Annotated in this window: 20 protein-coding genes and 2 tRNA genes; 4 read left to right on the top strand and 18 right to left on the bottom strand. The window is 69.5% G+C overall.

Features of this window, described 5'->3' with window-relative positions:
• Position 1: 1 nt before the first annotated feature.
• From ABD708_RS06030 to ABD708_RS05995, 8 genes are all read right to left on the bottom strand, one after another.
• Positions 2-454 carry a nitroreductase family deazaflavin-dependent oxidoreductase gene (locus ABD708_RS06030; RefSeq protein ID WP_344752390.1) on the bottom strand — a complete coding sequence of 151 codons (453 nt, stop codon included), beginning with the start codon at positions 452-454 and terminating at the stop codon, positions 2-4.
• Between the two features lie 15 nt (positions 455-469).
• Positions 470-1,306: a DUF1684 domain-containing protein gene (locus tag ABD708_RS06025; protein ID WP_344752389.1), complete on the bottom strand. Its 837-nt coding sequence runs from the start codon at positions 1,304-1,306 to the stop codon at positions 470-472.
• A gap of 29 nt (positions 1,307-1,335) precedes the next feature.
• Complete coding sequence (locus ABD708_RS06020) at positions 1,336-3,012, bottom strand: bifunctional 3'-5' exonuclease/DNA polymerase (RefSeq protein WP_344752388.1); 1,677 nt, start codon at positions 3,010-3,012, stop codon at positions 1,336-1,338.
• Positions 3,013-3,041: 29 nt separating this feature from the next.
• Complete coding sequence (locus ABD708_RS06015; protein WP_344752387.1) at positions 3,042-3,554, bottom strand: P-loop nucleotide/nucleoside kinase family protein; 513 nt, start codon at positions 3,552-3,554, stop codon at positions 3,042-3,044.
• A 30-nt stretch (positions 3,555-3,584) separates the two neighbouring features.
• Complete coding sequence (locus tag ABD708_RS06010; RefSeq protein WP_344752386.1) at positions 3,585-4,523, bottom strand: NAD(P)-binding protein; 939 nt, start codon at positions 4,521-4,523, stop codon at positions 3,585-3,587.
• Between the two features lie 122 nt (positions 4,524-4,645).
• Positions 4,646-4,719 (bottom strand) — tRNA-Ile (locus ABD708_RS06005).
• Positions 4,710-5,945, bottom strand: coding sequence for a glycosyltransferase (locus tag ABD708_RS06000; RefSeq protein WP_344752385.1), 1,236 nt, complete (start codon positions 5,943-5,945; stop codon positions 4,710-4,712). Before ABD708_RS06000 ends, ABD708_RS06005 begins: the two co-directional genes overlap by 10 nt.
• 64 nt (positions 5,946-6,009) lie before the next feature.
• On the bottom strand, positions 6,010-6,927 hold the full coding sequence (locus ABD708_RS05995; RefSeq protein WP_344752384.1) for a DMT family transporter: 918 nt from the start codon (positions 6,925-6,927) through the stop codon (positions 6,010-6,012).
• Positions 6,928-6,967: 40 nt separating this feature from the next.
• On the opposite strand from ABD708_RS05995, the gene def reads away from it, so the two are divergent.
• Positions 6,968-7,534: a peptide deformylase gene (def, locus tag ABD708_RS05990; protein WP_344752383.1), complete on the top strand. Its 567-nt coding sequence runs from the start codon at positions 6,968-6,970 to the stop codon at positions 7,532-7,534.
• 73 nt (positions 7,535-7,607) lie between these two features.
• Positions 7,608-7,680: transfer RNA gene (locus tag ABD708_RS05985), tRNA-Asn, on the top strand.
• A 15-nt stretch (positions 7,681-7,695) separates the two neighbouring features.
• On the opposite strand, the gene ABD708_RS05980 is transcribed toward ABD708_RS05985, so the two are convergent.
• The 8 genes from ABD708_RS05980 to dusB all read right to left on the bottom strand — a co-directional run bounded on the left by ABD708_RS05980 (position 7,696) and on the right by dusB (position 18,426).
• Positions 7,696-8,514, bottom strand: a complete 819-nt coding sequence (locus tag ABD708_RS05980; RefSeq protein ID WP_344752382.1) for an ATP-binding cassette domain-containing protein — start codon at positions 8,512-8,514, stop codon at positions 7,696-7,698.
• Between the two features lie 10 nt (positions 8,515-8,524).
• Positions 8,525-10,219 (bottom strand): dipeptide ABC transporter ATP-binding protein, encoded by a 1,695-nt coding sequence (locus ABD708_RS05975; RefSeq protein WP_344752381.1) that lies wholly within the window; start codon positions 10,217-10,219, stop codon positions 8,525-8,527.
• Entirely contained in the window at positions 10,216-11,193 is a 978-nt protein-coding gene (locus ABD708_RS05970; protein WP_344752380.1) for an ABC transporter permease, read from the bottom strand. The genes ABD708_RS05975 and ABD708_RS05970 overlap by 4 nt, the downstream gene beginning before the upstream one ends.
• Position 11,194: 1 nt before the next feature.
• Positions 11,195-12,298: an ABC transporter permease gene (locus tag ABD708_RS05965; RefSeq protein ID WP_344752379.1), complete on the bottom strand. Its 1,104-nt coding sequence runs from the start codon at positions 12,296-12,298 to the stop codon at positions 11,195-11,197.
• A 66-nt stretch (positions 12,299-12,364) separates the two neighbouring features.
• Positions 12,365-14,005, bottom strand: a complete 1,641-nt coding sequence (locus ABD708_RS05960) for an ABC transporter substrate-binding protein (RefSeq protein ID WP_344752378.1) — start codon at positions 14,003-14,005, stop codon at positions 12,365-12,367.
• A gap of 95 nt (positions 14,006-14,100) precedes the next feature.
• Complete coding sequence (dnaG, locus tag ABD708_RS05955) at positions 14,101-15,945, bottom strand: DNA primase (protein WP_344752377.1); 1,845 nt, start codon at positions 15,943-15,945, stop codon at positions 14,101-14,103.
• A 29-nt stretch (positions 15,946-15,974) separates the two neighbouring features.
• Positions 15,975-17,243 (bottom strand): deoxyguanosinetriphosphate triphosphohydrolase, encoded by a 1,269-nt coding sequence (locus tag ABD708_RS05950; protein WP_344752376.1) that lies wholly within the window; start codon positions 17,241-17,243, stop codon positions 15,975-15,977.
• A complete protein-coding gene (gene dusB / locus ABD708_RS05945) occupies positions 17,233-18,426 on the bottom strand; it encodes a tRNA dihydrouridine synthase DusB (RefSeq protein WP_425553250.1) in 1,194 nt (397 codons plus the stop codon). The genes ABD708_RS05950 and dusB overlap by 11 nt, the downstream gene beginning before the upstream one ends.
• Positions 18,427-18,469: 43 nt before the next feature.
• Here dusB and ABD708_RS05940 point away from each other — a divergent pair, with 43 nt between their 5' ends.
• Positions 18,470-18,958 carry an aminoacyl-tRNA deacylase gene (locus ABD708_RS05940; protein WP_344752375.1) on the top strand — a complete coding sequence of 163 codons (489 nt, stop codon included), beginning with the start codon at positions 18,470-18,472 and terminating at the stop codon, positions 18,956-18,958.
• 21 nt (positions 18,959-18,979) lie between these two features.
• Positions 18,980-19,855 (top strand): hypothetical protein, encoded by an 876-nt coding sequence (locus ABD708_RS05935; protein ID WP_344752374.1) that lies wholly within the window; start codon positions 18,980-18,982, stop codon positions 19,853-19,855.
• 112 nt (positions 19,856-19,967) lie between these two features.
• Here the strand turns inward: ABD708_RS05935 and ABD708_RS05930 are convergent, their stop codons facing one another.
• Both ABD708_RS05930 and ABD708_RS05925 read right to left on the bottom strand, forming a co-directional pair.
• Positions 19,968-20,657 (bottom strand): DsbA family oxidoreductase, encoded by a 690-nt coding sequence (locus tag ABD708_RS05930; protein ID WP_344752373.1) that lies wholly within the window; start codon positions 20,655-20,657, stop codon positions 19,968-19,970.
• Between the two features lie 156 nt (positions 20,658-20,813).
• Complete coding sequence (locus ABD708_RS05925) at positions 20,814-21,326, bottom strand: GNAT family N-acetyltransferase (RefSeq protein WP_344752372.1); 513 nt, start codon at positions 21,324-21,326, stop codon at positions 20,814-20,816.
• Positions 21,327-21,335 lie beyond the last annotated feature (9 nt).

Raw genomic sequence — 21,335 nt, 5'->3', positions numbered from 1 at the left:
GTCAGGCTGCGACGATGCGGAAGATCGGGAAGCCGGAGGCGACCGCGGCGACCTCTTGGTCGCTCGACTTCACCGAGATGCCTTCGAAGAACGAACCCACCTCCCACGCCCATGCCTTCAGGTAGGCACGGATGATCGGCAGCTTCTCGGCATCAGGCACCTCGACAATCGTGAACTCCTCACGCCTCCGGCCGTAGACGAGCGCCGCACGCCCAGCCACCCGGATGTTCCGCACCCATTCGGTCTCGCCCCGCGGCGCCAACAGATACCGTTCACCGTCAAGCGAGAGCGGGTTGACCGGCGTCGTGCGGGGCTCGCCCGATTTGCGACCGCGTACCTCCAGCACGGCTGAGCCGGCCAAGCGGATGCCGCGGCGCGTCAGCCAGCCGACCACGGGATTGAAGACCCGGCTTGTGAAGGCACCGGGCTTGACGTACCGTCGTGGCTCGCTCATGTCAGGCATCCGTTCTCAGAACGCGTGCAGCAGCTCGCCCGCCTTGTTCAGCGCGTTCTTCTCGCCCGCGCGGATCGGCACGGAGAAGCGGTTCTGCTTCGGCGGCAGCGGGCAGTTGAACTGGTAGCTGAACGCGCACGGGGGCAGCACCGCGAGATTGAAGTCCAGCGTGATGGTGCCGTCGGGGTTCGGCGCCACGAACAGGAAGCGGCCGACCGAATAGGTCTCGACGTCGTTGGTCGCGTCGGCGAACACGAGCTGAAGGGCACGGCCCGACTTGAAGGCGGCGAGGTTGTAGGCGATGCCGTCCTTCTCGAAGGTGATCTCACCGGGGATCGCGGTCTCGCGCTCGCCCTCGTCCTTGATGTGCTCGAAGCCGACCGACAGGCCCTCGACCGGGGTGAACGTCGCCGTGATGACCCACGCGGGGTCGTAGTCATAGGCGTCGATGCCCCCGAAGTTCTCGAGGTCCTCCGACTTGGCATCCCACACACGCAGCGCGTACTCGGTGCCCGCCTCGTTCACGATCACGGTGCCCGTGGTGTGGTCGTCGAAGGTGATGGCGCTGGGCTTGTCGCCGTCCTTGGCGGAGAGGATCACCTCGCCGTCGACGGGCTCGCCATCGACACGGATGCCGTCGGCTGCGGTCGCGACCAGCCGCAGGCCCTTCTCGCCGGCGGGCAGCGGGTAGTAGGTGCCCGCGACGCCCCACACGGTCTGGGCGCCCTCGGGGTCGCCCGTGATCCATTGCGTGTTCACGAGGGCAAGACTGCCCTGCGGCTGTTTGACCGACTCCTCGCGGCGGCTGCGGAAGGTGGCCAGGCGCTCTGCGGGGGTGATGGTGTCAGTCATGGGCTCGATCCTAAGTCGGGGCGGCGCGATCACTTCGCATCTGCATACGTGTCGACGGTCGCCACCTGCAACGGGAAGTCGACGGGGAATGTTCCGAACAGCAGCCGCCCCGCCTGCGCGGCCGCGTCACGCACGAGTCGCTCGACCTGCGGCGCGAATCGCTCGGGCGTGTGCACCATGATCTCGTCGTGCAGGAAGAAGACCAGGTGCGGCGCAGTCACGAGGTCGCTGCCCAGCTCGGCGAGCCGCAGGCGCAGCTCGGCCATCCAGCACAGCGCCCATTCGGCGGCGGATGCCTGCACCACGAAGTTCCGCGTGAAGCGCCCCCAGTCGCGCGCCTGCGACCGCGCCCGGCGCTCATCGGCAGCGGAGGCGCCCGGCTGGCTCGCGCGGTCCTGCACCTCGCGCCAGGCTCCGCCCGGGCGGGGCGAGGTGCGGCCGAGCCTGCTCATCACCTGGTCGCCGCGCTCACCCTGCTCGGCCGCCCGATCGACGAGCCCGATCGCCTGCGGGAAGGCGCGGCGAAGCGCGGGCATCAGCCGCGCGGAATCCCCCGTCGTCGCCCCGTACATCGCGCCGAGCATGGCGACCTTGGCCTCGCGACGGCTCGCGACGACACCGGCCGCGACGACCGAGTCGTAGAGGTCGCGGCCGCGCCCGGCATCCGCCATGTTCACATCGGATGCGAGCCCTGTGAGCACCCGCGGCTCCAGCTGCGCCGCGTCGGCCACAACGAGCTTCCACCCCGGATCGGCGACGACCGCACGCCGGATGTTCTTGGGCAGCTGCAGCGCACCGCCGCCGCTCGTCGCCCAGCGGCCGGTCACGACGCCGCCGACGACGTAGTCGGGGCGGAATCGGCCGTCGTGCACCCAGGTGTCGAGCCACGCCCAGCCGTTGGCGGTGAACAGCCGATACAGGTTCTTGTACTCGAGGAGCGGCTCGATGACCGGGTGCTCGAGCTCGCGCAGCTCCCACTTCCTTGTCGAGGTGACGTCCAGTCCGACGCGGCGCAGTGCGGCCAGCAGCTCGGGCTGCGAGTCGGGATTGAGGCGCGGCGCATCCAGCAGCTCGCGGATCTTCGCCGCGAGCGCCTCGAGCCGGGCCGGGTGGCGGCCGTCGGGCGCGCGCGGGCCGAGCGCCTCGGTGAGCACGCGGTCGTGCACGTCGGCGCGCCACGGCATGCCGGTGAAGCGGATCTCCTCGGCGATGAGCGCGCCGGCGGACTCCGCGGCGAGCAGCAGCCGGAGCGGCGCCGGCTGCGTCGCGCCGATCGCCGCCGCCTGCTGCGCCTGGAACTCGCGCACGGGGTCGAGGGCCGCCGCAGGCGCGGATTCGCCGACCTCGAAGAGCGTGGGTGCGCCGGGCGTCTCGGCGGCCGCCGTCGCGATGCGCGCCAGGTCGTCCCACCCGGTCGCCGGCTCATGCGCGAGCTCCGAGTCCGCGGTGAGCAGCGAGGTGCGCAGGATGCGCCGGCACAGCGCCAGGTCGACGCACCGCTCGACGCGCACCCCCGCTGCGAGCAGCGCGGGGTACCACCGGGCCGCGCTCGACCACACCCAGCGGGGATGCTCGGGTTCGCGGCTGCGCACGAATTCCGCGAGATCGGATGCCTCGACCGCGGCGGTCCCGTGCGGCATGGCCGCCGCGTCGAGCTCGGTCGCCGTCACGCCGCCATCGGGCCTGCGGTCGAGGACGATGTGCACGCTTCAAGTATCGAACACATCACCGACATTCACCGCCCGCTGAGCTCCTCCAGCACGCGTGTCGCGAGGGCGGCGGGATTGCCGTTCGCGGTGTCCACCGTGATGCGCTCGTCGGCCCATTGCGCGAGCGCGGCGCGGCGCGGCAACAGCGACTCCCAGGTGGGCTCCGGCAGCGCCGTGTAGGGCCGACGGCGGTGCTCGAGGCGCTGGCGATGCAGTTCGACGTCCGTGCAGACGACCTCGACGAAGACGAGCGGCACGTCGGCCCGGCCGGCCAGCTGGTACCACTGGCCGCGAGCGTAGGCATGGTCGTTGACGGCGTCGACGACCACATGGGCGCCGATGCGCAGATTCGCCTCGGCAAGGGCCTCCGCGCCGAGGTAGGCGGCGAGGCCCACCTCGAAGCTGTTGCGCAGTCCCGCGCGGAGCATCGCGTCCTCGAGCTCGTCGACCGCGAGATGCGCGGCGGGCAGCCGCCTCGCGAGTTCCCCGGCGATGGCGCTCTTGCCGCTTCCTGGCAGTCCCGCCATCGCGATCAGCATGCCCGCCACGCTAGCAAGCGGTGGCACCGTTCAGGCGGCGGTCTCCGCCTCGGCCGCCACCGGCCGGGCACCGCCCGACCAGTACGCCTCTTCCGCAGCACCCGCGAGCGCCGCTTCGACGGCCTCGCCGCCCTGACGGTACGCGCCGCCGAGATCGGATGCCTCGGGCCGCCAGCCACCGAGGAGGCCCCGGCTGAAGAATCCGTTCGCCCTCAGTCGCTCGTCGATCGCGCGCAGCAGCTCGTCGCGATCCTCACTCGGCTCGGGGCGGGCCGGTGCGAACTCGCGCGTCCAGATCGTGGCCGGCGTCGTCGGCGCCGCGCCGTACGCGGCGAGGGCCTTCACGACCGAGTCGACGACGCGCACCGTGTCGATGTCGTCGCGGCCGGGGATGCGCAGCTCGGCGAGGACGCTCCAGTGGCCCGCCGGGGCGAGCTGCGAGCTGTCGATGAGGCGCGACCAGGGCGCGTGCTCGGCGTCGAGGGCGGATGCCAGGCCGGCGGGCACCCTGCCGCGGAATCCCACCCCGACCGCGAGCACGCGGTGCGCGTGCAGCCCGACACCGAGGTCGCGGGCACCCGCCCAGCTCAGCGCCGTCGGCAGCGGGGCGCTCGAGACGCACCAGCGGTACTCGACGGCGCGGCCGTCGGCGAGGATCGCGGTGCGGCGTGCGACGTCGACATGCGCGATACGCGTGCCGAGCCACAGCCGGTTCGGGTCGACGAGCCGCTCGGCGATGGCCTGCCACTGCGCGCCGCTGGCGCCGGCGACGCTCCACGAGAAGCCGCGGGCGTCGGTCTCGGCGGCTGCTGCTCCACCGACCTGAGCGCTCGCGTCGACGAGAAGGTACTCTGCCCCGCGCCTCTCGAGTCGGGCTGCGGCACCCAGACCGGTCGGTCCAGCTCCGATGACCAGGAAATCGACACTCTGTGCAGGCGCACTCTCAAGGTGCGCAGGGCGCTGCGTCATGTTCGTCCTCGAAAAAAGGGGCCATCGGGCGTGTCCCCTGTTAGGAGGACACCATATAGGCATTTCGTTGCACGTATGTGAACTGATGCAACAAATGTCGGGCACGAAACGAGGAGCAAAAGTAGGGCGGGCGGGACTTGAACCCGCGACCCAGGGATTATGAGTCCCCTGCTCTAACCGGCTGAGCTACCGCCCCTCGGTGACGGGGTCCTCCGGGTCCAGCTCGGTCACAGGGTCCACCACCGGCTTTCCACGATACAGACACTCGAAGGTCGTCAGCGTCCGCTCGATGTCGTGCACTTGGATGAGCCGCAGCGATGCCTTCTTCATGCGCCGGAACTCCTCATCGGGCAGCGTCAGGATCTTCGCGAGCTTCGCGGCGAGATCCTGCGCGTCGTCAGGTCGGAACAGGAATCCGTTCTCTCCGTCATGGACGAGGTGCGGCAGCGCCATCGCGTCGGCCGCGACGACGGGCAGGCCGGAGGACATCGCCTCCATCGTGACGATCGACTGCAGCTCGGCCGTCGACGGCATCGCGAGCACGTCGGCGCGCGTGTAGGCCTTCTTGAGGTCGGCGTCCGACACGAGGCCGGCGAACGAGACGCGCTCGCTCACGCCGAGCTGGGCGGCCAGCCGCTCGAGGTGATGCCGCTGCTCGCCGTCTCCGACGATCTCGAGCGACCACTCGAGGTCCGTCGGCAGCAGGGCGACGGCGCGCACCAGCACCTCGAGGCGCTTCTCGCTCGTCACCCGCCCGACGAACACGATGCGGTTGCCGCGGTGCTCGAAGTCGGGCGTGTAGTCCGAGACCCGCACCCCGTTGCCGATCGCGTGCACGCCGGTGATCCCGGTCGCCTCTTCGAGGTAGTCGGCGGCGCGCCGAGTGGGCGTCGTCACGGCATCCGCCCGCTTTAGAATCCGCTTCGCGTCCCACCATGCCCACTTGAGCAGGACCGGCTGCAGCGGCTTCGGCAGCGTCGTGTGCTCGATCATGTTCTCGGGCATCGTGTGATTGGTCGCGACGACACGGATGCCCCGCGCCCGCGCCGTGTCGGTGAGCCCGCGCCCGACCACGAAGTGCGACTGGAAGTGCACGGCGTCGGGCTTCACCCGGTCGAGGATGCGGGCGGTGTTGCGGCGGATCGTCCACGGCATCATGTAGCGCAGCCACGGGTGCGGGTACCAGCGCAGGCTGAACAGGCGATGCATGTGCAGGCGCGCACCCTCGTGCATCTCGTCCCACTCACCGGTCTTGAACACGGTGGTGGACGGTGCGATCACGTGCACCGTGTGGCCGCGCTCCACGAGGCCGGCGGCCAGGCGCTCCGCGAAGCGCGCGGCGCCGTTCACATCGGGGGAAAAGGTGTCGCAGCCGAGCAGGATCGTCAGCGGCTGCAGGGGCTCGTCGCTCGAATCGGTCACGTCGTGAGTCCTTGTGGGAAGAACGGGGGATGCCGAGGGGTACGGCGGCCCCAGTCTAGGCAGGTCAGCTCGGCATCTGCGGGTGATGACGCGCCAAGAGGAAGACACCCGCGATCGCGACGGCCCCGGTCACGAGCCACACGGCGATCGTGAGCGGGCCCACCTGCAGAGCCTCGTTGAGGATCGTGATGCCGATCGTCACGGCGACCAGCGGGTCGATGACCGTCAGGCCGGCGATCACCAGGTCGGGCGGCCCCGAGGCGTAGGCGTTCTGCACGAAGTAGGCGCCCAGGGCGACGGCGGCGATGAGCGCGGCCACGCACACACCCGTGAGCAGATCGAACTCGTGCTGCTGCAGGCGGGCGATCACGACCTTTGCGAGGGTCGCGACGAAGCCGTACAGGATGCCGGCGGAGATGACGTACATCAGCGCGCGCATCCGCTTGCGGAACGCGGCGAACATCGCCGCCGCGAGCACGAGCACGCAGCCCAGGATGATCAGGATCTCGACCAGCGCCCGCTCGGTGACGGGCACTTCGCGCGCCTGGAACGCTGCCACGACGACGAACGCCCCGACGCCGGCGACGCACAGGCAGATGGCGAGGATCGTCAGCCGATTCAGCTGATGGTGCATGACCCGCGAGTTGACGACGGCCGTCACGACCAGCGCGAAGGCGCCGAGCGGCTGCACGACGATCAGGGGCGCGAACGCGAGGCTCGTGAGCTGCAGCACGATCGCCGCGCCCAGCATGAGCGTTCCTGTCACCCAACTCGGCCGGGCGAGCAGCGAGCGCAACTGGCCGAAGTCGAGGCCGCCCTTCGCGGCATCCGTCGTGCTCGCATCGTCGACCTTGGTCACGCCGCGATGCTGCAGCTGCGCGCCGAGCGAAAGGAACACCGCGCCGACCAGGGCGAGCGGTATGCCGATGAACTGGCGGGGGTCGAGACTCAGGGGATCGAGCCCGATCGAGGCGGCTGGCACGTGAGAAAGTTACCGGACGCAGCGCCGATATCCTGGGCGAATGGCCGTACTCCCGATCCGAATCCAGGGTGAGCCCGTGCTGCACAGGCCCGCCCAGCCCGTCACCGTGTTCGACGACGAACTGCGCACGCTGGTCGCCGACATGTACGAGACGATGGATGCCGCACCCGGCGTCGGCCTCGCCGGGCCGCAGGTCGGCGTGGACAAGCGCCTGTTCGTGTTCGGTTGGACGGACGACGACGACATCGAGCACCGCGGCGTCGCCATCAACCCGGTGCTCTGGATCCACCCGACTCCCGTCGGCGACGCCGACGAGGAGGAGGAGATCGAGGGCTGCCTCTCGTTCCCCGGCGAGCGGTTCCCGCTGCGCCGCTCCCCCGCCGCGATTCTCAAGGCCGTCGACCTCGACGGCACCCCGTTCGAGATCGAGGCAGAGGGCTGGCTGGCGCGCATCTTCCAGCACGAGTACGACCATCTCGACGGCATCCTGTACCTCGACCGCCTGCCCCGCCCGTTCGACAAGGAGTGGCAGAAGATCAGCCGAAAGCGCGGCTGGGGCGTGCCCGGTCAGGCCTGGCAGCCGGGCGTCGATCAGCTCGAGGGTTGAGCGCGCGCCCGATTTGGAGAGCGCGGTTTCGACCGGTTAAGCTAGTCCTCGTTGCCCGGCCTCCGGGCCGCTTTCCTCGGTAGCTCAATTGGCAGAGCAATCGGCTGTTAACCGATAGGTTCTTGGTTCGAGTCCAAGCCGGGGAGCATCTGACCGGAAGGTCACGCTCCCAGCGCCTTCGCCAGGCGCGACACGTACGGGTGGTCCGGATTCCGGAAGACGTCGTCGATCTCCCCGTACCCGACGATCACGCCGTCGTGCACGATCGCGACCTTCGCGCCGAGCTGCCGCAGCACCGCGAGGTCGTGGGTGATGACGAGGCCCGCGAACCGCGGGTCCTGCCGCAGCTGCGTGATCACCCGCAGCACGGTGTCACGCACGGTCACGTCGATGCCCGCGGTCGGCTCGTCGGCGATCAGCACGTTCGGCCCGAGCACGAGCGCGCGGGCCAGGGCGACGCGCTGGCGTTGCCCGTCGGAGAGCTCGTAGGGGTACTTCTCCATCACGGCGAGGGGCAGGCTCACCGCGTCGAGCACCGTCAGCGCGCGGTTCTGCGCTGCCTGAGGGTCGAAGCGCTTGTCGCGGGCGAAGATCGGCTGCTGCAGCAGCTCGGCCACTGTCGAGCTGCGCTCGAGCCGGTCGTTGGCGTCCTGCGCGAGGTACGCGGTGTGGAACGTGAGGCGGTTGCGCTTGGCCTGCGAGATGGTGCGCAGGGCGACGCCGTTGACGAACGCATCGCCGCCGGAAATACGGATGTCGTAGCCGCCGGCCCCCTTTCGCACGAGCTCGCCCGCGAGAATACGCGCGAGGGTGCTCTTCCCACCACCGGACTCCCCCAGCACGCCGAGCACCTCGCCCGCGCGCACCTCGAAGCTCACCCCGCGCAGCGCGTAGCCGCTGACGCGTCCCTTCGTGCGGTACTGCGCCGAAAGGTCCTGAACGACGATCGGGCTCGCCTCGCCCGCCGGGTGCGTCTTCACCTTCCCGAGCCTACTGAGCCGCGGCGAGCTCCTTCAGCTCGGCCCGCCGTGCCGCCTGCGCCACCGGATCCGGCACGGGCAGCGAGGCGAGCAGCTTCTGCGTGTACGGGTCCTGCGGGGCGCCGAGCACCTGCGCGTTGGGTCCGGACTCGACGATCTCGCCCGTGTGCATGACCGCGATGCGGGTCGCGATCAGATCGACGACGGCGAGATCGTGGCTGATGAACAGCCCCGCGAAGCCGAACTCGGCCTGCAAGCGGGTGATCAGCTCGAGCACGCGGGCCTGCACGGAGACGTCGAGGGCCGAGGTCGGCTCGTCGAAGATCACGAGCTTCGGCTCGAGCGCGAGCGCGCGGGCGAGCGAGACGCGCTGCCGCTGACCGCCGGAGAGCTCGTGCGGGAAGCGCTGCGCGTACTCCTCGGGCAGCTGCACGGCGCCGAGCAGCTCGCGCGCGCGTGACTGGGCGGCGGCCACCGACGGCACCGCGCCGTGCACCAGCATCGGCTCGGCGATCGCGTCGCCGATGGTGAGCAGCGGGTTGAAGCTCGACGCCGGGTCCTGGAAGACGAAGCCGATGTCCTTGCGCGCGGGGCGGAAGTCGCGCTCGCGGATGCCGGACATCTCGTGGCCGAGCACCGTGAGCGACCCGCCCGTGACCCGCGTGAGGCCGGCGATCGCGCGCCCGATGGTGGTCTTGCCGCTGCCCGACTCCCCCACGAGCCCGAGCACCTCGCCCGCGCCGATCTCGAGGTCGACGCCGCGCACGGCGCGGAATCCGGCGCGGCCGAGGCGGCCGGGGTAGGTCACTTCGAGCCCCTGGGCGCGCACGACGGCTTCGCCGGCAGGTTGCTCGGCTGGGGCATCCGTCGCCCGCTCGCTCACGCTGAGCCGCGAATGACCGGCGCCGACGCGCGGGACCGCGGCGAGCAGGGACTGGGTGTACGGATGCCGGGGCGAGGCGAACAGCGTCGTGGAATCCGCCTGCTCGACGATCTCGCCCTGGTACATGACGGCCACGCGATCGGCGAGGTCGGCGACGACGCCCATATTGTGCGTGATGAGCACGATCGACGAGCCGTACTCGTCGCGGCACCAGCGCAGCAGCTCGAGGATCTCGGCCTGCACGGTGACGTCCAGTGCCGTGGTCGGCTCGTCGGCGATGATCAGGCTCGGGCCGAGAATGAGCGCCATCGCGATCACGATGCGCTGCTTCTGGCCGCCGGAGAACTCGTGCGGGTAGTAGTCGATGCGTGTCGAGGCCTCCGGGATGCCGACGCGGTGCAGGATCTCGACGGCGCGCTTGCGCGCCTGCCGCCTGCCGACCTTGCCGTGCGCCCGCAGCCCTTCCGCGATCTGCCACCAGATCGGGTAGACGGGATTCAGCGCGGTCGACGGCTCCTGGAACACCATCGCGGCGTCGCGGCCCCTGATCTCGCGCAGCGTGCGCTTGTCGAGGCGCACGACGTCGACTCCGAGCTCGGAGTCGCGGCCGCGCAGCACCACCGTGCCGCCCGTGCTCGCCGTCTCGGGCAGCATGCCGAGGATCGACTTGGCGGTCACGGACTTGCCCGAGCCGGACTCGCCCACGATCGCGACGATCTCGCGCGGAGCGACCGACAGGCTGACGCCGCACACGGCGGCCACGGAGCCGGCGTCGGTCGCGAACCGGACGGTCAGGTCGGTGATGTCGACGACGTCGCTCACGACGCGACCTCCTCTGCCTCGGCTTCGGTGACTTCGCTCGCGGCTCCGCGGCGGCGCAGACGCGGGTCGGCCAGGTCGTTGAGGCTCTCGCCCATGAGCGAGATGCCGAGCGCCAGCAGCACGATGGCGAGGCCGGGGTACAGCGCGGTCCACCAGATGCCGCTCGTGACGTCGGCGACGGCCTTCTGCAGGTCGTAGCCCCACTCGGCCGCGGAGGTGGGCTCGATGCCGAGCCCGAGGAACCCGAGGCCGGCGAGGGTCTCGAAGGCATCCGTGCCGTTCAGCGTGATGATGAGCGGCAGAGTGCGCACCGAGTTGCGCAGCACGTGGCGGAAGATGATGCGCGCGTTGCTCGTGCCGAGGACCTTGGCGGATTCCACATAGGCCTCTGCCTTGATGCGCACGACCTCGGCGCGAACCACGCGGAAGTACTGCGGGATGTAGACGACCGTGATCGAGATGCCCGCGGCGAAGACCCCGTTCCAGAGGCCCGACTGCCCGTGGCTGATCATGATCGACACGATGATCGCGAGCAGCAGGGTCGGGAACGCGTAGATCGCGTCGCAGACCACGACGAGCACGCGGTCGAGCGGGCCGCCGAAGTAGCCGGAGAGCAGGCCCAGCAGCACGCCGAGGATGAGCGACAGCACGACCGCGACGATGATGGCGAGCAGCGCGGTCTGGGATGCCCAGAGGGTGCGGCTCAGCACGTCATAGCCCGCCACCGTGGTGCCCCACGGGTGGGCCGCCGAGGGGGCCGCCTGGCGGGGGAAGATGCCGTTCGCGTCGCGCAGCTGGGCGAAGCCGTACGGGGCGAGGAGCGGGGCGAAGATCGCGACGAGCACGAACACCGCGGTGATGACGATGCCCGTGACGAGCATGAAGCGCTGCACGCCGACGCTCTGGCGCACCTGCTTGGCGATCGGCATGCGGTCGAGCCAGGCGCCGCGCCGCTTGAGGGTGACCGTCGTCATCTCAGTACCTCACCCTCGGGTCGATGAATGCGGCTATGACGTCGACGATGAAGTTGACGACGGCGACGATGACGGCGAGCAGGGCGACGATGCCCTGCACGGCGACGAAGTCTCGGGCCTCGAGATAGTGGTTGAGCTGGTAGCCGAGGCCGTTCCACTCGAAGGTCGTCTCGGTCAGCACGGCGCCGCCGAGCAGCATCGCGATCTGCAGGCCGATGACGGTGATGATCGGGATGAGCGCGGGCCGGTAGGCGTGCTTCGTGACCAGGCGGTACTCGCTCACGCCGCGGCTGCGCGCGGCGGTCACGTACTCGGTGTTGAGCGTGCCGATGACGTTCGTGCGCACCAGGCGCAGGAAGACGCCGGCCGTGAGCAGTCCGAGGGCGACGCCCGGCAGCACGGCGTGCCTGAGCACGTCGCCGACGGCGGCGGGGTCGCCGGTGCGGAACGCGTCGATGAGGTAGATGCCGGTGGGGTGCGGCAGCAGCTGCAGCTCGAGCTCGGTGCCGGTGTCCGCTCGCCCGTCGACCGGCAGCCAGCCGAGCCTGATCGAGAAGACGAGCTTCATCAGCAGCCCGGAGAAGAAGATCGGCGTCGCGTAGAACACGATCGCGAGCACGCGCAACAGGGCGTCGCCCCAGCGGTCGCGGATCCACGCGGCGAGCATGCCGAGCGGGATGCCGACGATGAAGGCGACGATCAGCGCGTAGAAGGCGAGCTCGAGCGTGGCCGTGCCATACGTGACCAGCACCGTCGTCACAGGCTGGTGGTCGGAGTACGTGGTTCCGAAGTCGCCGTGCAGGATGCCGCCGAGGAAGTCGAGGTACTGCACGATGAGTGGGCGGTCGTACCCTGCTGCGTGGATGCGCCGCGCGAGCTCCGCCGGAGCGAGCCGGCCGCCCTGGGCCGCCGTGATGGGGTCGCCCGTGGCGCGCATCAGGAAGAAGACGACCGTCACGAGGACGAAGATCGTGGGGAAGATCAGCAGGAACCGCACCACCAGGTAGCGCAGCAGTCCGCCGCCGCCTCGCAGACTCGCGGCGCCCCGCGGCTGCGCCGGGGCGGGCGCCAACGGCGAGGGGATGGTCTCTGGCGAAGTCGTCATGAACACGGGTCCTTCCGGAGCAGTGCAAGGGGGCGGCCATGCGGCCGCCCCCGAGCACGGTCGTGCTTACTTGCTCAGCGTCGCGTAGCGGAACTTGAACGAGGCGTCGAGCACGGCGCCCTTGACATCCTTGCCGGTCACGACGACCTGAGTGCCCTGCAAGAGCGGGATGGTGTCGAGGTCCTTCGCGACGGCATCCTGGATGTCGCCGATCGTCTTCGCACGGGAAGCCGCGTCCTTGTCGCCCAGCTCCTTGGTGATGAGCGAGTCGACCTGCGGGTTGTCGTAGTGGTTGTGCAGGAAGCCGCCCTGGGGGAAGAACGGCGTCAGGTAGTTGTCCGCGTCGGCGTAGTCGGGGAACCAGCCTCGCTGGAAGACCGGGTAGCCGTCGTTCGGAGCATCCTTCGAGAACTGCACGTTCTCGACGCCCGCGAGGTTGACCTTGAACAGACCGCTCGACTCGAGCTGGTCCTTGATGAGGCCGTACTCGTCACCGGACTGCGGGCCGTAGTGGTCGCTGTTGTAGGTGATGTCGAGCTGCACGGGCGTGGTGATGCCCGCCGCCTTCAGCGCCTCTGTCGCCTTGTCCTTCGAAGGGCCGCCGTTGCCGTCGCCGTAGAGACCCTTGAGCGCGGTGTTCGCGCCCGTCAGGCCGTCGGGAACGTATGAGTACAGCGGCGTGTAGGTGTTCTTGTACAGCTCGCTCAGCGCCTGACGGTCCACCAGGTCGGCCACGGCCGTGCGCACGGCCAGCGCCTTCTTCGGGTCGGCGTCGGGCTGGCCGGTGCCGAAGGGCTGTGTCTTGAAGTTGAAGACGATGTAGCGGATCTCGCCGCCGGGACCGGTGGTGACCGTCACCTTGTCCTTCTGCTTCTTGAGCGCGTCGACGTCCTGTGCCGACAGGCTGCGGTAGGCGACGTCGATGCCGCCGCTCTGCACGTCGAGCTTCAGGTTCGAGGAATCCTTGTAATACTTCGCGATGATCGTGTCGGTCTTCGCGGGCGCGAGCAGGCCCTGGTAGCCCGAGTACTTCTTGTACTCGATGAGCTGGTTGACCTTGTAGCTCGTGATCTTGTACTGGCCGGCGAACGCATCCGCCTTGACGATGTCGTTGTCGGGCGTGAGCTTCGTCGGGCTGAAGACCTGCTCGTCGACGATGAAGCCTGCCTCGCTCGAGAGCACCTGCTCGAAGGTCTGGTCGTTGGCGACCTTGAGATGGAAGTCGACCGTGCTGTCGTCCTTGACGGTGGTGTTCTCGAGGTTGGCGAGCAGCGAGCTCGGACCGTTGCCGCCGTCTGCCCCCGACTTGCCGATCGCCTGCTGGCGATCGAAGGTGAACTTGACATCGGATGCCGTGAGGTCGTGCCCGTTCGCGAACTTGAGGCCCGGCTTGAGCTTCACCTCGAAGGTGTTCGAGTCGACGAAGCTGCCGCTCTCGGCGATGTCGGGCTTCACGTCGGGGCTGCCGTAGGGCGAGTCGAAGAGCAGCGGGAAGACGTTGACCTGGACGGACAGCGAGCCGTTGTCGTACGAGCCGGCCGGGTCGAGCGAGGTGACGGTGTCGGTCGTGCCGATCGTGATGCTCTTCGAGGCAGAGCCGGTGTTGCCGGACTTGCCGCCGGAGCACCCGGTCAGGATGAGCGTCGCCGCCGCGAGGGAGGCGGTCGCCACCAGGAACCGGGCGCGACGAGCCGTAGCGGAATTCATGCCGTTGGACTCACTTTCTTTGTGAGGAACAGGAATGTGGTCGGTACAGCCTAGGACTCGGCTTGTTTCTCGTGCGTTAACCAACCGGCCTGGGCCTACTCGCCGCGCAACCTGCGTCGCTCCAGCTCCAACTCGGCCATCGCCCTGCTGATCGCGATGCGGGTGTCGGAATCCGACGGGTCGGTGCGCTGCAGCCGGCTCTGCAGCTCGGCCTTGAGCGTCACCATGTCCTTCTCGATGAGCGAGGCGACGATCGCCTTCGCCCAGATCTTTGCCGCGTCCTCGCTGCGTTCGGGGATCGGCGACAACGCCAGCTGCTCGACGATCGGGCGGAACTGCTCGGGCAGTTCCGCGCGGATGCGGGCGAACCAGTCCGGCGCACCGAACGCGTCGATGTTCGCCGCGACCGCGCTCTTCACGAGCTCGAGCGTCGGGTTCGAGAAGCGCGCCTGCACGGCCCGGCCCACGAGCTCGCTGCCGACCGCCTCCGGCAGCTGCAGCACGGCCATGAGCGCCTGCCGCTCGGTCGTCGTGATGGGGTCCCTGCCGAGGTCGGCGAGGGTGATCGTCTCCTGAGGCAGCTGCGGTGCGGCATCCGTCGCCTGCCTGCCGCGGTTCGAGAACGCGCGCACCGCCGCCTGCGCCTCGCTCAGCTCGGCGCCGGCCATGCGGGCCAGCTCGCGCGTGTATCCAGGCCGCAGAGCGGGGTCACGGATGCCTGCCACGATCGGCGCCCCCGCGCGCAGCGCGCCGACCCGGCCCTCGACGGTGTCGAGGTCGAAGCGGGTGACCACCTGCCGCAGCATGAACTCGAACATGGGCTTCTTGTCGGCGATCATCTGCGCGACGGCCTGGTCGCCCTTCGCGAGCCGCAGGTCGCAGGGGTCGAGTCCCTCCGGCCCGACGGCGACGTAGGTCTGCGCGGCGATGCGCTGCTCCTGCAGCACGGTGAACGAGCGCTCGGCCGCCTTCTGGCCCGCGGCGTCGGGGTCGAAGGTGAAGACGACCTGCCCTTCGCCGCCCTCGTCGCCGAGCACACGGCGCAGCAGCTTCACGTGATCGGGGCCGAAGGACGTTCCGCAGGTCGCGACCGCGGTCGTGATGCCCGCGAGATGGCAGGCCATCACGTCGGTGTAGCCCTCGACGACCACGACCTGCTTGCCCTTGCTGACGTCGCGCTTCGCGATGTCGAGGCCGTAGAGCACCTGGGCCTTGTGGAAGACCGCGGTCTCGGGCGTGTTGAGGTACTTGGGTCCGTTGTCGTCGTCGAAGAGCCGGCGTGCGCCGAAGCCCACCGTCGTGCCTGTCACGTCGCGGATCGGCCAGATGACGCGGCCGCGGAAGCGGTCGTAGGCTCCCCCGCGGTCGTTCTGCGAGACGAGGCCGGCCGCCGCCAGCTCATCGATGCCGAAACCCCTGCCCTTGAGGTGGTTCGTGAGCTCGTCCCAGCTCTTCGGGGCGTAGCCGACGCCGAAGCGCGCCGCGGCCGCGGCGTCGAAGCCGCGCTCACCCAGGAAGCGCCGGCCGGGCTCGGCGTCGGGCGCGGTGAGTCGGGCGACGTAGAACTCCTCTGCGGCCTTGTTCGCGGCGAGGATCCGGGCGCGGGTGCCGCGATCCTCCTGCGTGCTGCCGCCGTCCTCGTAGGTGAGCTGGTAGCCGGCGCGCGCCGCGAGCCGCTCGACCGCCTCGGCGAAGGTCACGTGGTCGATGGTCTGCAGGAACTTGTAGACGTCGCCGGATTCGCCGCAGCCGAAGCAGTGATAGAAGCCCAGCTGTGGCCGCACATTGAAGCTCGGGCTGCGCTCGTCGTGGAAGGGGCACAGGCCCTTCATCGAGCCGATGCCGGCCGGCTTGAGCGCGACGTACTCGCCGATCACATCGGCGATGTTCGTGCGCGCCTTGACCTCGTCGATGTCGCTGTGACGGATGAGGCCGGGCATGAATTCGATCCTACGGTCGCGGGTGCACGCTACTGCTGCACGAGCCTCTCGAACCAGGCGATCGCGCTCTGGTCGGTGAGGCTCGCGACCTGATCGACGACGGCGCGTTTGCGGCCCGCATCATCGGCCGCCTTCTCCCAGTCCTCGGCGAAGCCGCGGTCGAGATCGCGGGGTCCTGTGGCGAGCAGCGCATCGGCGAGGCCTGTGAGCAGCTCGCGCTGGCGGTGGTAGACGGGCTGACGCTCGTTGTTGCTCATGATGAACGCGGCGGTGAGCCCTTTCATGACGCCGATCTCGGCCGCCTCCTCGGCGGGCACGACCATCTGAGCGCCGTAGCGCGTGAGGCTCGGCCGCGGGTACGCCATGCGGGTCGCGACCGTGGCGTTGCGCGCGAAGCGGCCGATGAGCTGGCTCGTGAGGTTCTTCAGCTGGGCCTGGGCGAGGCGCGAGCCGTTCCACGCGTGGATCCACTGCTCCATCGCCCGCAGCCGCTCGTACGCGGCCTCGAGCTCGTCGCGGGAGAACTCGTCGCCCACCCACTCCTTCACCTTGGCCATCAGGGCGTCGTGATCGGATGCCGAGGCGAGCACGCCTACGTCGATGAACCCGTTCACGATCGCGTCTTCGAAGTCATGCACCGAGTAGGCGATGTCGTCGGAGAGGTCCATGACCTGCGCCTCGATGCACCGCACCCGATCGGGCGCGCCCTGTCGCAGCCACTCGAACACGTCCGTGTCGTCGGCGTAGAAGCCGAACTTCGCGCGCCCCGAGGGGTCGTTGACCGCCTGCTGGATCGGCCACGGGTACTTCGTGCTCGCGTCGAGGCTCGCGCGGGTGAGGTTCAGACCGTAGGGGCGCCCGTCGGGCCCGAACACCTTCGGTTCGAGGCGCGTGACGACCCGCAGCGTCTGGGCGTTCCCCTCGAAGCCGCCGATATCTGCGGCCCATTCGGAGAGCGCCCGCTCGCCGTTGTGCCCGAAGGGCGGGTGGCCGAGGTCGTGCGCGAGGCAGGCGGTGTCGACGACGTCGGGGTTGAGCCCGAGGTTGGTCGCGAGCTCACGGCCGATCTGGGCGACCTCGAGCGAGTGGGTGAGGCGGTTGCGCGCGAAATCGAGGCCGACGGTGGGGCTCAGCACCTGAGTCTTGGCGGCGAGCCGGCGCAGCGCGCTCGAATGGAACAGGCGGGCACGGTCACGGGCGAAGTCGCTGCGGCGGTTGGAGTGCTCCTCGGGCATCCACCGCTCTGTGTCGAACTCCCCATAAGGAGACGGGGCGGTGGGGCGCGGCTCAGCCGCCACTGTTGTGCACCTCGGCGGCGGACATGTCGGCGCGGGTTGCGCCATCGAGCTCGCGTGATTCCAGCCAGCGGTCGGGCAGCGACGGCGTGCGCGGACTGCCCTGGCGACCACGCGCGCCCTCGGCGCCTTCACCCGGGTACGGCGCGTCCCAGTCCATCGTCGCGAGCAGCTCGTCGATCTCCGCGAGGCTCGACGAGGTGGCGAGCTTCGCCCGCAGCTCGCCCCCGACAGGGTAGCCCTTGAAGTACCAGGCGACGTGCTTGCGGATGTCGCGGCAGCCGCGCCCCTCGTCTTCGAAGAACTCGACGAGCAACTCGGCGTGACGGCGGAACGCCTGCGCGACCATGCCCAAGGTGGGTTGGGATCTTGATGGATTCAGCCCGGCGCCTTCGTGCCACTCCCCCCGCATCGCTGCGGCGAGATCACCGAAGAGCCACGGCCGCCCCAGGCATCCGCGCCCCACCACCACGCCATCGGCGCCGGTCTCGCGCATCATGCGCAGGGCGTCGTCGGCCGACCAGATGTCGCCGTTGCCGAGCACGGGGATGTCGAGCGCGTCCTTGAGATTCGCGATCGCCGACCAGTCGGCGTGCCCCGAGTACATGTCGGCGGCGGTGCGGCCGTGCAGGGCGACATAGGCGACGCCCGCGTCTTGCGCGATGCGGCCCGCGTCGAGGTAGGTGAGGTGCTCGTCGTCGATGCCCTTGCGCATCTTGACGGTGAGCGGCAGGTGCTCGGCCGCGGCCTTCGCGCTCTCGACGATCTCGCGGAACAGGCCGAGCTTCCACGGCAGCGCGCTGCCGCCGCCCTTGCGGGTGACCTTGGGAACCGGGCAGCCGAAGTTCAGGTCGACGTGGTCGGCGAGGCCCTCGGCAACGATGACGCGCACGGCGTCGCCGACGGTCACCGGGTCGGTTGTGTAGAGCTGCACCGAACGGAAGGTTTCGGACGGGTGGTGGCCGATGAGCCGCATCGTCTCGGCGTTGCGTTCGACGAGCGCGCGGCTCGTGATCATCTCGCTGACGTAGAGCCCCACGCCGAACTCGCGGCAGAGCCTGCGGAACGCCGTGTTCGTGATGCCGGCCATGGGAGCCAGCACGACGGGCACGTCGATCTGGTGCTCGCCCAGCATCAGCGGCGCGGCGGCCTGTGCTTTCTGGACAGCTAGGGTTGCGGTGGACATCTCTCCAAGTTTCTCAGATGGACGCTGAAAGGGTGCGAGCTACGTGGATGACCGTTTCGACGGCTTGATCGGCACGGCGCGAGTAGAGGCGGATGCCGCAGCTCGAGGCCTCGCCGTCGAGGTCGTCTCCCGCCCCGCCGCGAACTCGCTCGCTGAGGCCGCACACGTTCTCGGTATCGAGCCCGGCGGCATCGTCAAGACCCTCGTTGTGAAGCGGCACGACGGCGACTTCCTGTTCGCGCTCGTGCCGGGCGGGCGCAAGATCTCGTGGCCGAAGCTGCGCGCATTGGTCGGCGTCAACAAGCTGCAGCTGCCCGACGCGTCGCTCGCGCTCGAGGCGACCGGCTACGAGCGCGGCACGATCACGCCGCTCGGCTCTGCACGCGAGTGGCCGGTGTATGCCGATGAGACGCTCGTCGGTCAGAAAGTCGCGATGGGCGCGGGCGCCCACGGATATTCGGCGTTCGTCTCCGCCGACGAGCTGATCGCCTCGTTCGGCGCGGTCGTCGCCGACATCACCGAGCCGGAATAGCAGCAGAGGGGGGATCGCGGCATGGGGGATGCGGCGGTGGACAGGACGGGCACCGACGAGGCCCGGAAGGCGCGGAAGCGCGCCAGCGCGAAACGCCGGCGGAGGCGCGCGGCATGGCGCGACGCGCTGGACTGGCGCGGTGCCGCCGTTCCTGCCCTCGGTTGGTACATCGCCGCACTCGCGGTCGCCTACGGAATCGTCTATGGACTGCACGCGGGGCTCGTTCGCCCGGGCCAGGGCGGCGGCATCGGCGTCGTCCTGACCGGCTGTGCGGTCGCTGTCGCCTGGGGCGCGGCTGTGTGGGCGGCGGCTCCGCCCGTCATCGGTGTCGTACTCACGGTCGCCGGGCTGTTCGCAGGAATGCTGGCCTTCGGCCCGTCCTGGCCGGCGGCCATGTCGGCCGGCGTCGTTGCGCAGGTCGGCGGGTTCATGCTCGGCGTCCAGCTGCGCTATCTCATCGTCGGCCGCCGCCGGGCGGCGGATCCGGCCGCAGATACTGCCGTGCAGAAGCGCCGCCCGCGTTCCCTGAAGTTCACGAAATCGCAGCGCACCGACCTGATCATCAGCGCGATCATGTCCGTCGCGATGCTCGTGATCGCCGCGCTCTACTACCTGGTCCCGACCCCGAACCTGCTCGGCACCTGGCTTCTTCTGGTCGTGATGGCGCTCGCCTGGTCTGCTCCGCTCGTGTGGTGGCCCGGCCCGTCCGCGACGCAGCGAGCGGCAAGCCGTGCCCCGTTCAACGTTGCGCTCTGGGGCGTCCTGTTCAACGTATTCGCGGCGGCCGCGTTCGGCGGCGGCCTCCTCGTGCTGCTCGCCAGCCTCGCCGGTATCGGGCTGGGCTCGGTCACCCGAGGGCTCTACACCGTTACGAGGCACGCGCGGAGCGGCGGCTAACCCCGGTTGTCGACCGACTCGAGCTCGGCGTCGGCCTGCTGAGCGGTGCCCGGGATCTCGCAGACGCCGTCGACGCAGGCTGCGGCATCCGTCTCTCCCAATTGCACGAGCTTCACGCGCTGACCTCCTCGGCCTCGGCACGCGTGTTCCAGACCTGCTCGAGCACGCGCGCGAAGGTCTGTGCCTCCTGGGCCCCCGAGACGCCGTACTTGCCGTCGATCACGAAGAACGGCACGCCGTTGATACCGTACTCGGCCGCGGTCTGCTGGTCTTTGCGCACGGCCCCGAGGAACTCGTGCGACTCGAGAGCGGCGGTCAGGGCATCCGGATCGAGCCCCACCTCACCACCCAGAGCGGAGAGCTCCTCGACCTTGCCGACGTGGCGGCCCTCGAGGAAGTAGGCCGAGAGCAGCCGCTCGGTGAGCTCGAGCTGCTTGCCGTGGGCCTTCGCGAAGTGGATCGCCTCGTGCGCGAGCACCGTGTTGGTGTGCTGCAGGTGGTCGTAGTCGTAGGCCAGGCCGACGGATGCCGCGATGCCGGTCACCCGGTCGAGCATCTCCTGCGCCTGAGCCTCGGGAATCCCCTTATGACGGGCGAGGAACTCGGCCTCGCCGCCCTCGAAGTCCACGGGCGTGTCGGGACTCAGCTCGAAGGAGTGGTACTCGATCTCGACACCGCGGCCGTCGCCGCCACCCGCGAACAGCCCGCTGCCCGCTTCGAACTTCCGCTTCCCGATGTAGCACCAGGGGCAGGCGATGTCCGACCAGATGTCGACCTTGATGGGCTGCGCATTTTCCGTCACCTCATGGTCAACGGTCGGCTCTCTCCGCTATTCCCGCTCCGCATCACCCACCCCGTCCGCACGATTCGTCACATTTCGCACGATTGGCGGGTCGTAGCCGTCGATTTCATGTGACGAATCGTTCGTCTTGTGACAAAGCGGAATCGCGGACGGCGCCTATTCCGTGGGACGCCCCGAACCGAGGCGAAGCACGTGCGTGGGGTCGTTGTGCGGGGCTGCGAACAGGTTGATCTCGGCATGGTTCCCATCGGGGCCTGCCCAGACGGCGGTGTAGCCGCCCGCCCGGAACCAGCCGCGGCTCTCGTAGAGGTGGATCGCGTCGACGTTGTGGCTCAGCACCTCGAGGAACAGGTCCTGCCCGAGCAGTCGCGCGTACGTCTCGACGGTGGTGAGCAACGCGCTCGCGACGCCATGGCCGCGCGCGCTCGGACGCACGAAGAGGCGGTGCACGCTGAGCGAGTCCGGGTCCTCCTCGGTCTCTGCGACCGCGACGTGACCGACCACGTCGGCGCCGTCCTCGGCGACCCAGGCCATGCCGTCGTCCCCCTCGAGCAGCCACTCGCGCGTCACGTGGTTCGGCAGAACGGGGTACTTGTCGACCTCGTGGGTGGCCTTCAGCGCGGCGAGCAGAGCCGGCATGTCGGCATCCGTTCGCAGTCTGATCTCCACCTGATCAAC

The organism is Gryllotalpicola koreensis, assembly GCF_039538185.1.
Taxonomy (GTDB): Bacteria; Actinomycetota; Actinomycetes; order Actinomycetales; family Microbacteriaceae; genus Gryllotalpicola; species Gryllotalpicola koreensis.
Note: the sequence above shows the minus strand (reverse complement) of the source record. Positions and strands in the feature narration are given on the sequence as shown.

Bases quoted from the DNA above. Each gene is read 5' to 3' on its own strand.
- ABD708_RS06030 (WP_344752390.1), bottom strand. From the start codon at position 454: ATGAGCGAGCCACGACGGTACGTCAAGCCCGGTGCCTTCACAAGCCGG.
- ABD708_RS06025 (WP_344752389.1), bottom strand. From the start codon at position 1,306: ATGACTGACACCATCACCCCCGCAGAGCGCCTGGCCACCTTCCGCAGC.
- ABD708_RS06015 (WP_344752387.1), bottom strand. From the start codon at position 3,554: ATGCTGATCGCGATGGCGGGACTGCCAGGAAGCGGCAAGAGCGCCATC.
- ABD708_RS06010 (WP_344752386.1), bottom strand. From the start codon at position 4,523: ATGACGCAGCGCCCTGCGCACCTTGAGAGTGCGCCTGCACAGAGTGTC.
- def (WP_344752383.1), top strand. From the start codon at position 6,968: ATGGCCGTACTCCCGATCCGAATCCAGGGTGAGCCCGTGCTGCACAGG.
- ABD708_RS05970 (WP_344752380.1), bottom strand. From the start codon at position 11,193: ATGACGACGGTCACCCTCAAGCGGCGCGGCGCCTGGCTCGACCGCATG.
- ABD708_RS05965 (WP_344752379.1), bottom strand. From the start codon at position 12,298: ATGACGACTTCGCCAGAGACCATCCCCTCGCCGTTGGCGCCCGCCCCG.
- ABD708_RS05960 (WP_344752378.1), bottom strand. From the start codon at position 14,005: ATGAATTCCGCTACGGCTCGTCGCGCCCGGTTCCTGGTGGCGACCGCC.
- dnaG (WP_344752377.1), bottom strand. From the start codon at position 15,945: ATGCCCGGCCTCATCCGTCACAGCGACATCGACGAGGTCAAGGCGCGC.
- dusB (WP_425553250.1), bottom strand. From the start codon at position 18,426: ATGTCCACCGCAACCCTAGCTGTCCAGAAAGCACAGGCCGCCGCGCCG.
- ABD708_RS05935 (WP_344752374.1), top strand. From the start codon at position 18,980: ATGGGGGATGCGGCGGTGGACAGGACGGGCACCGACGAGGCCCGGAAG.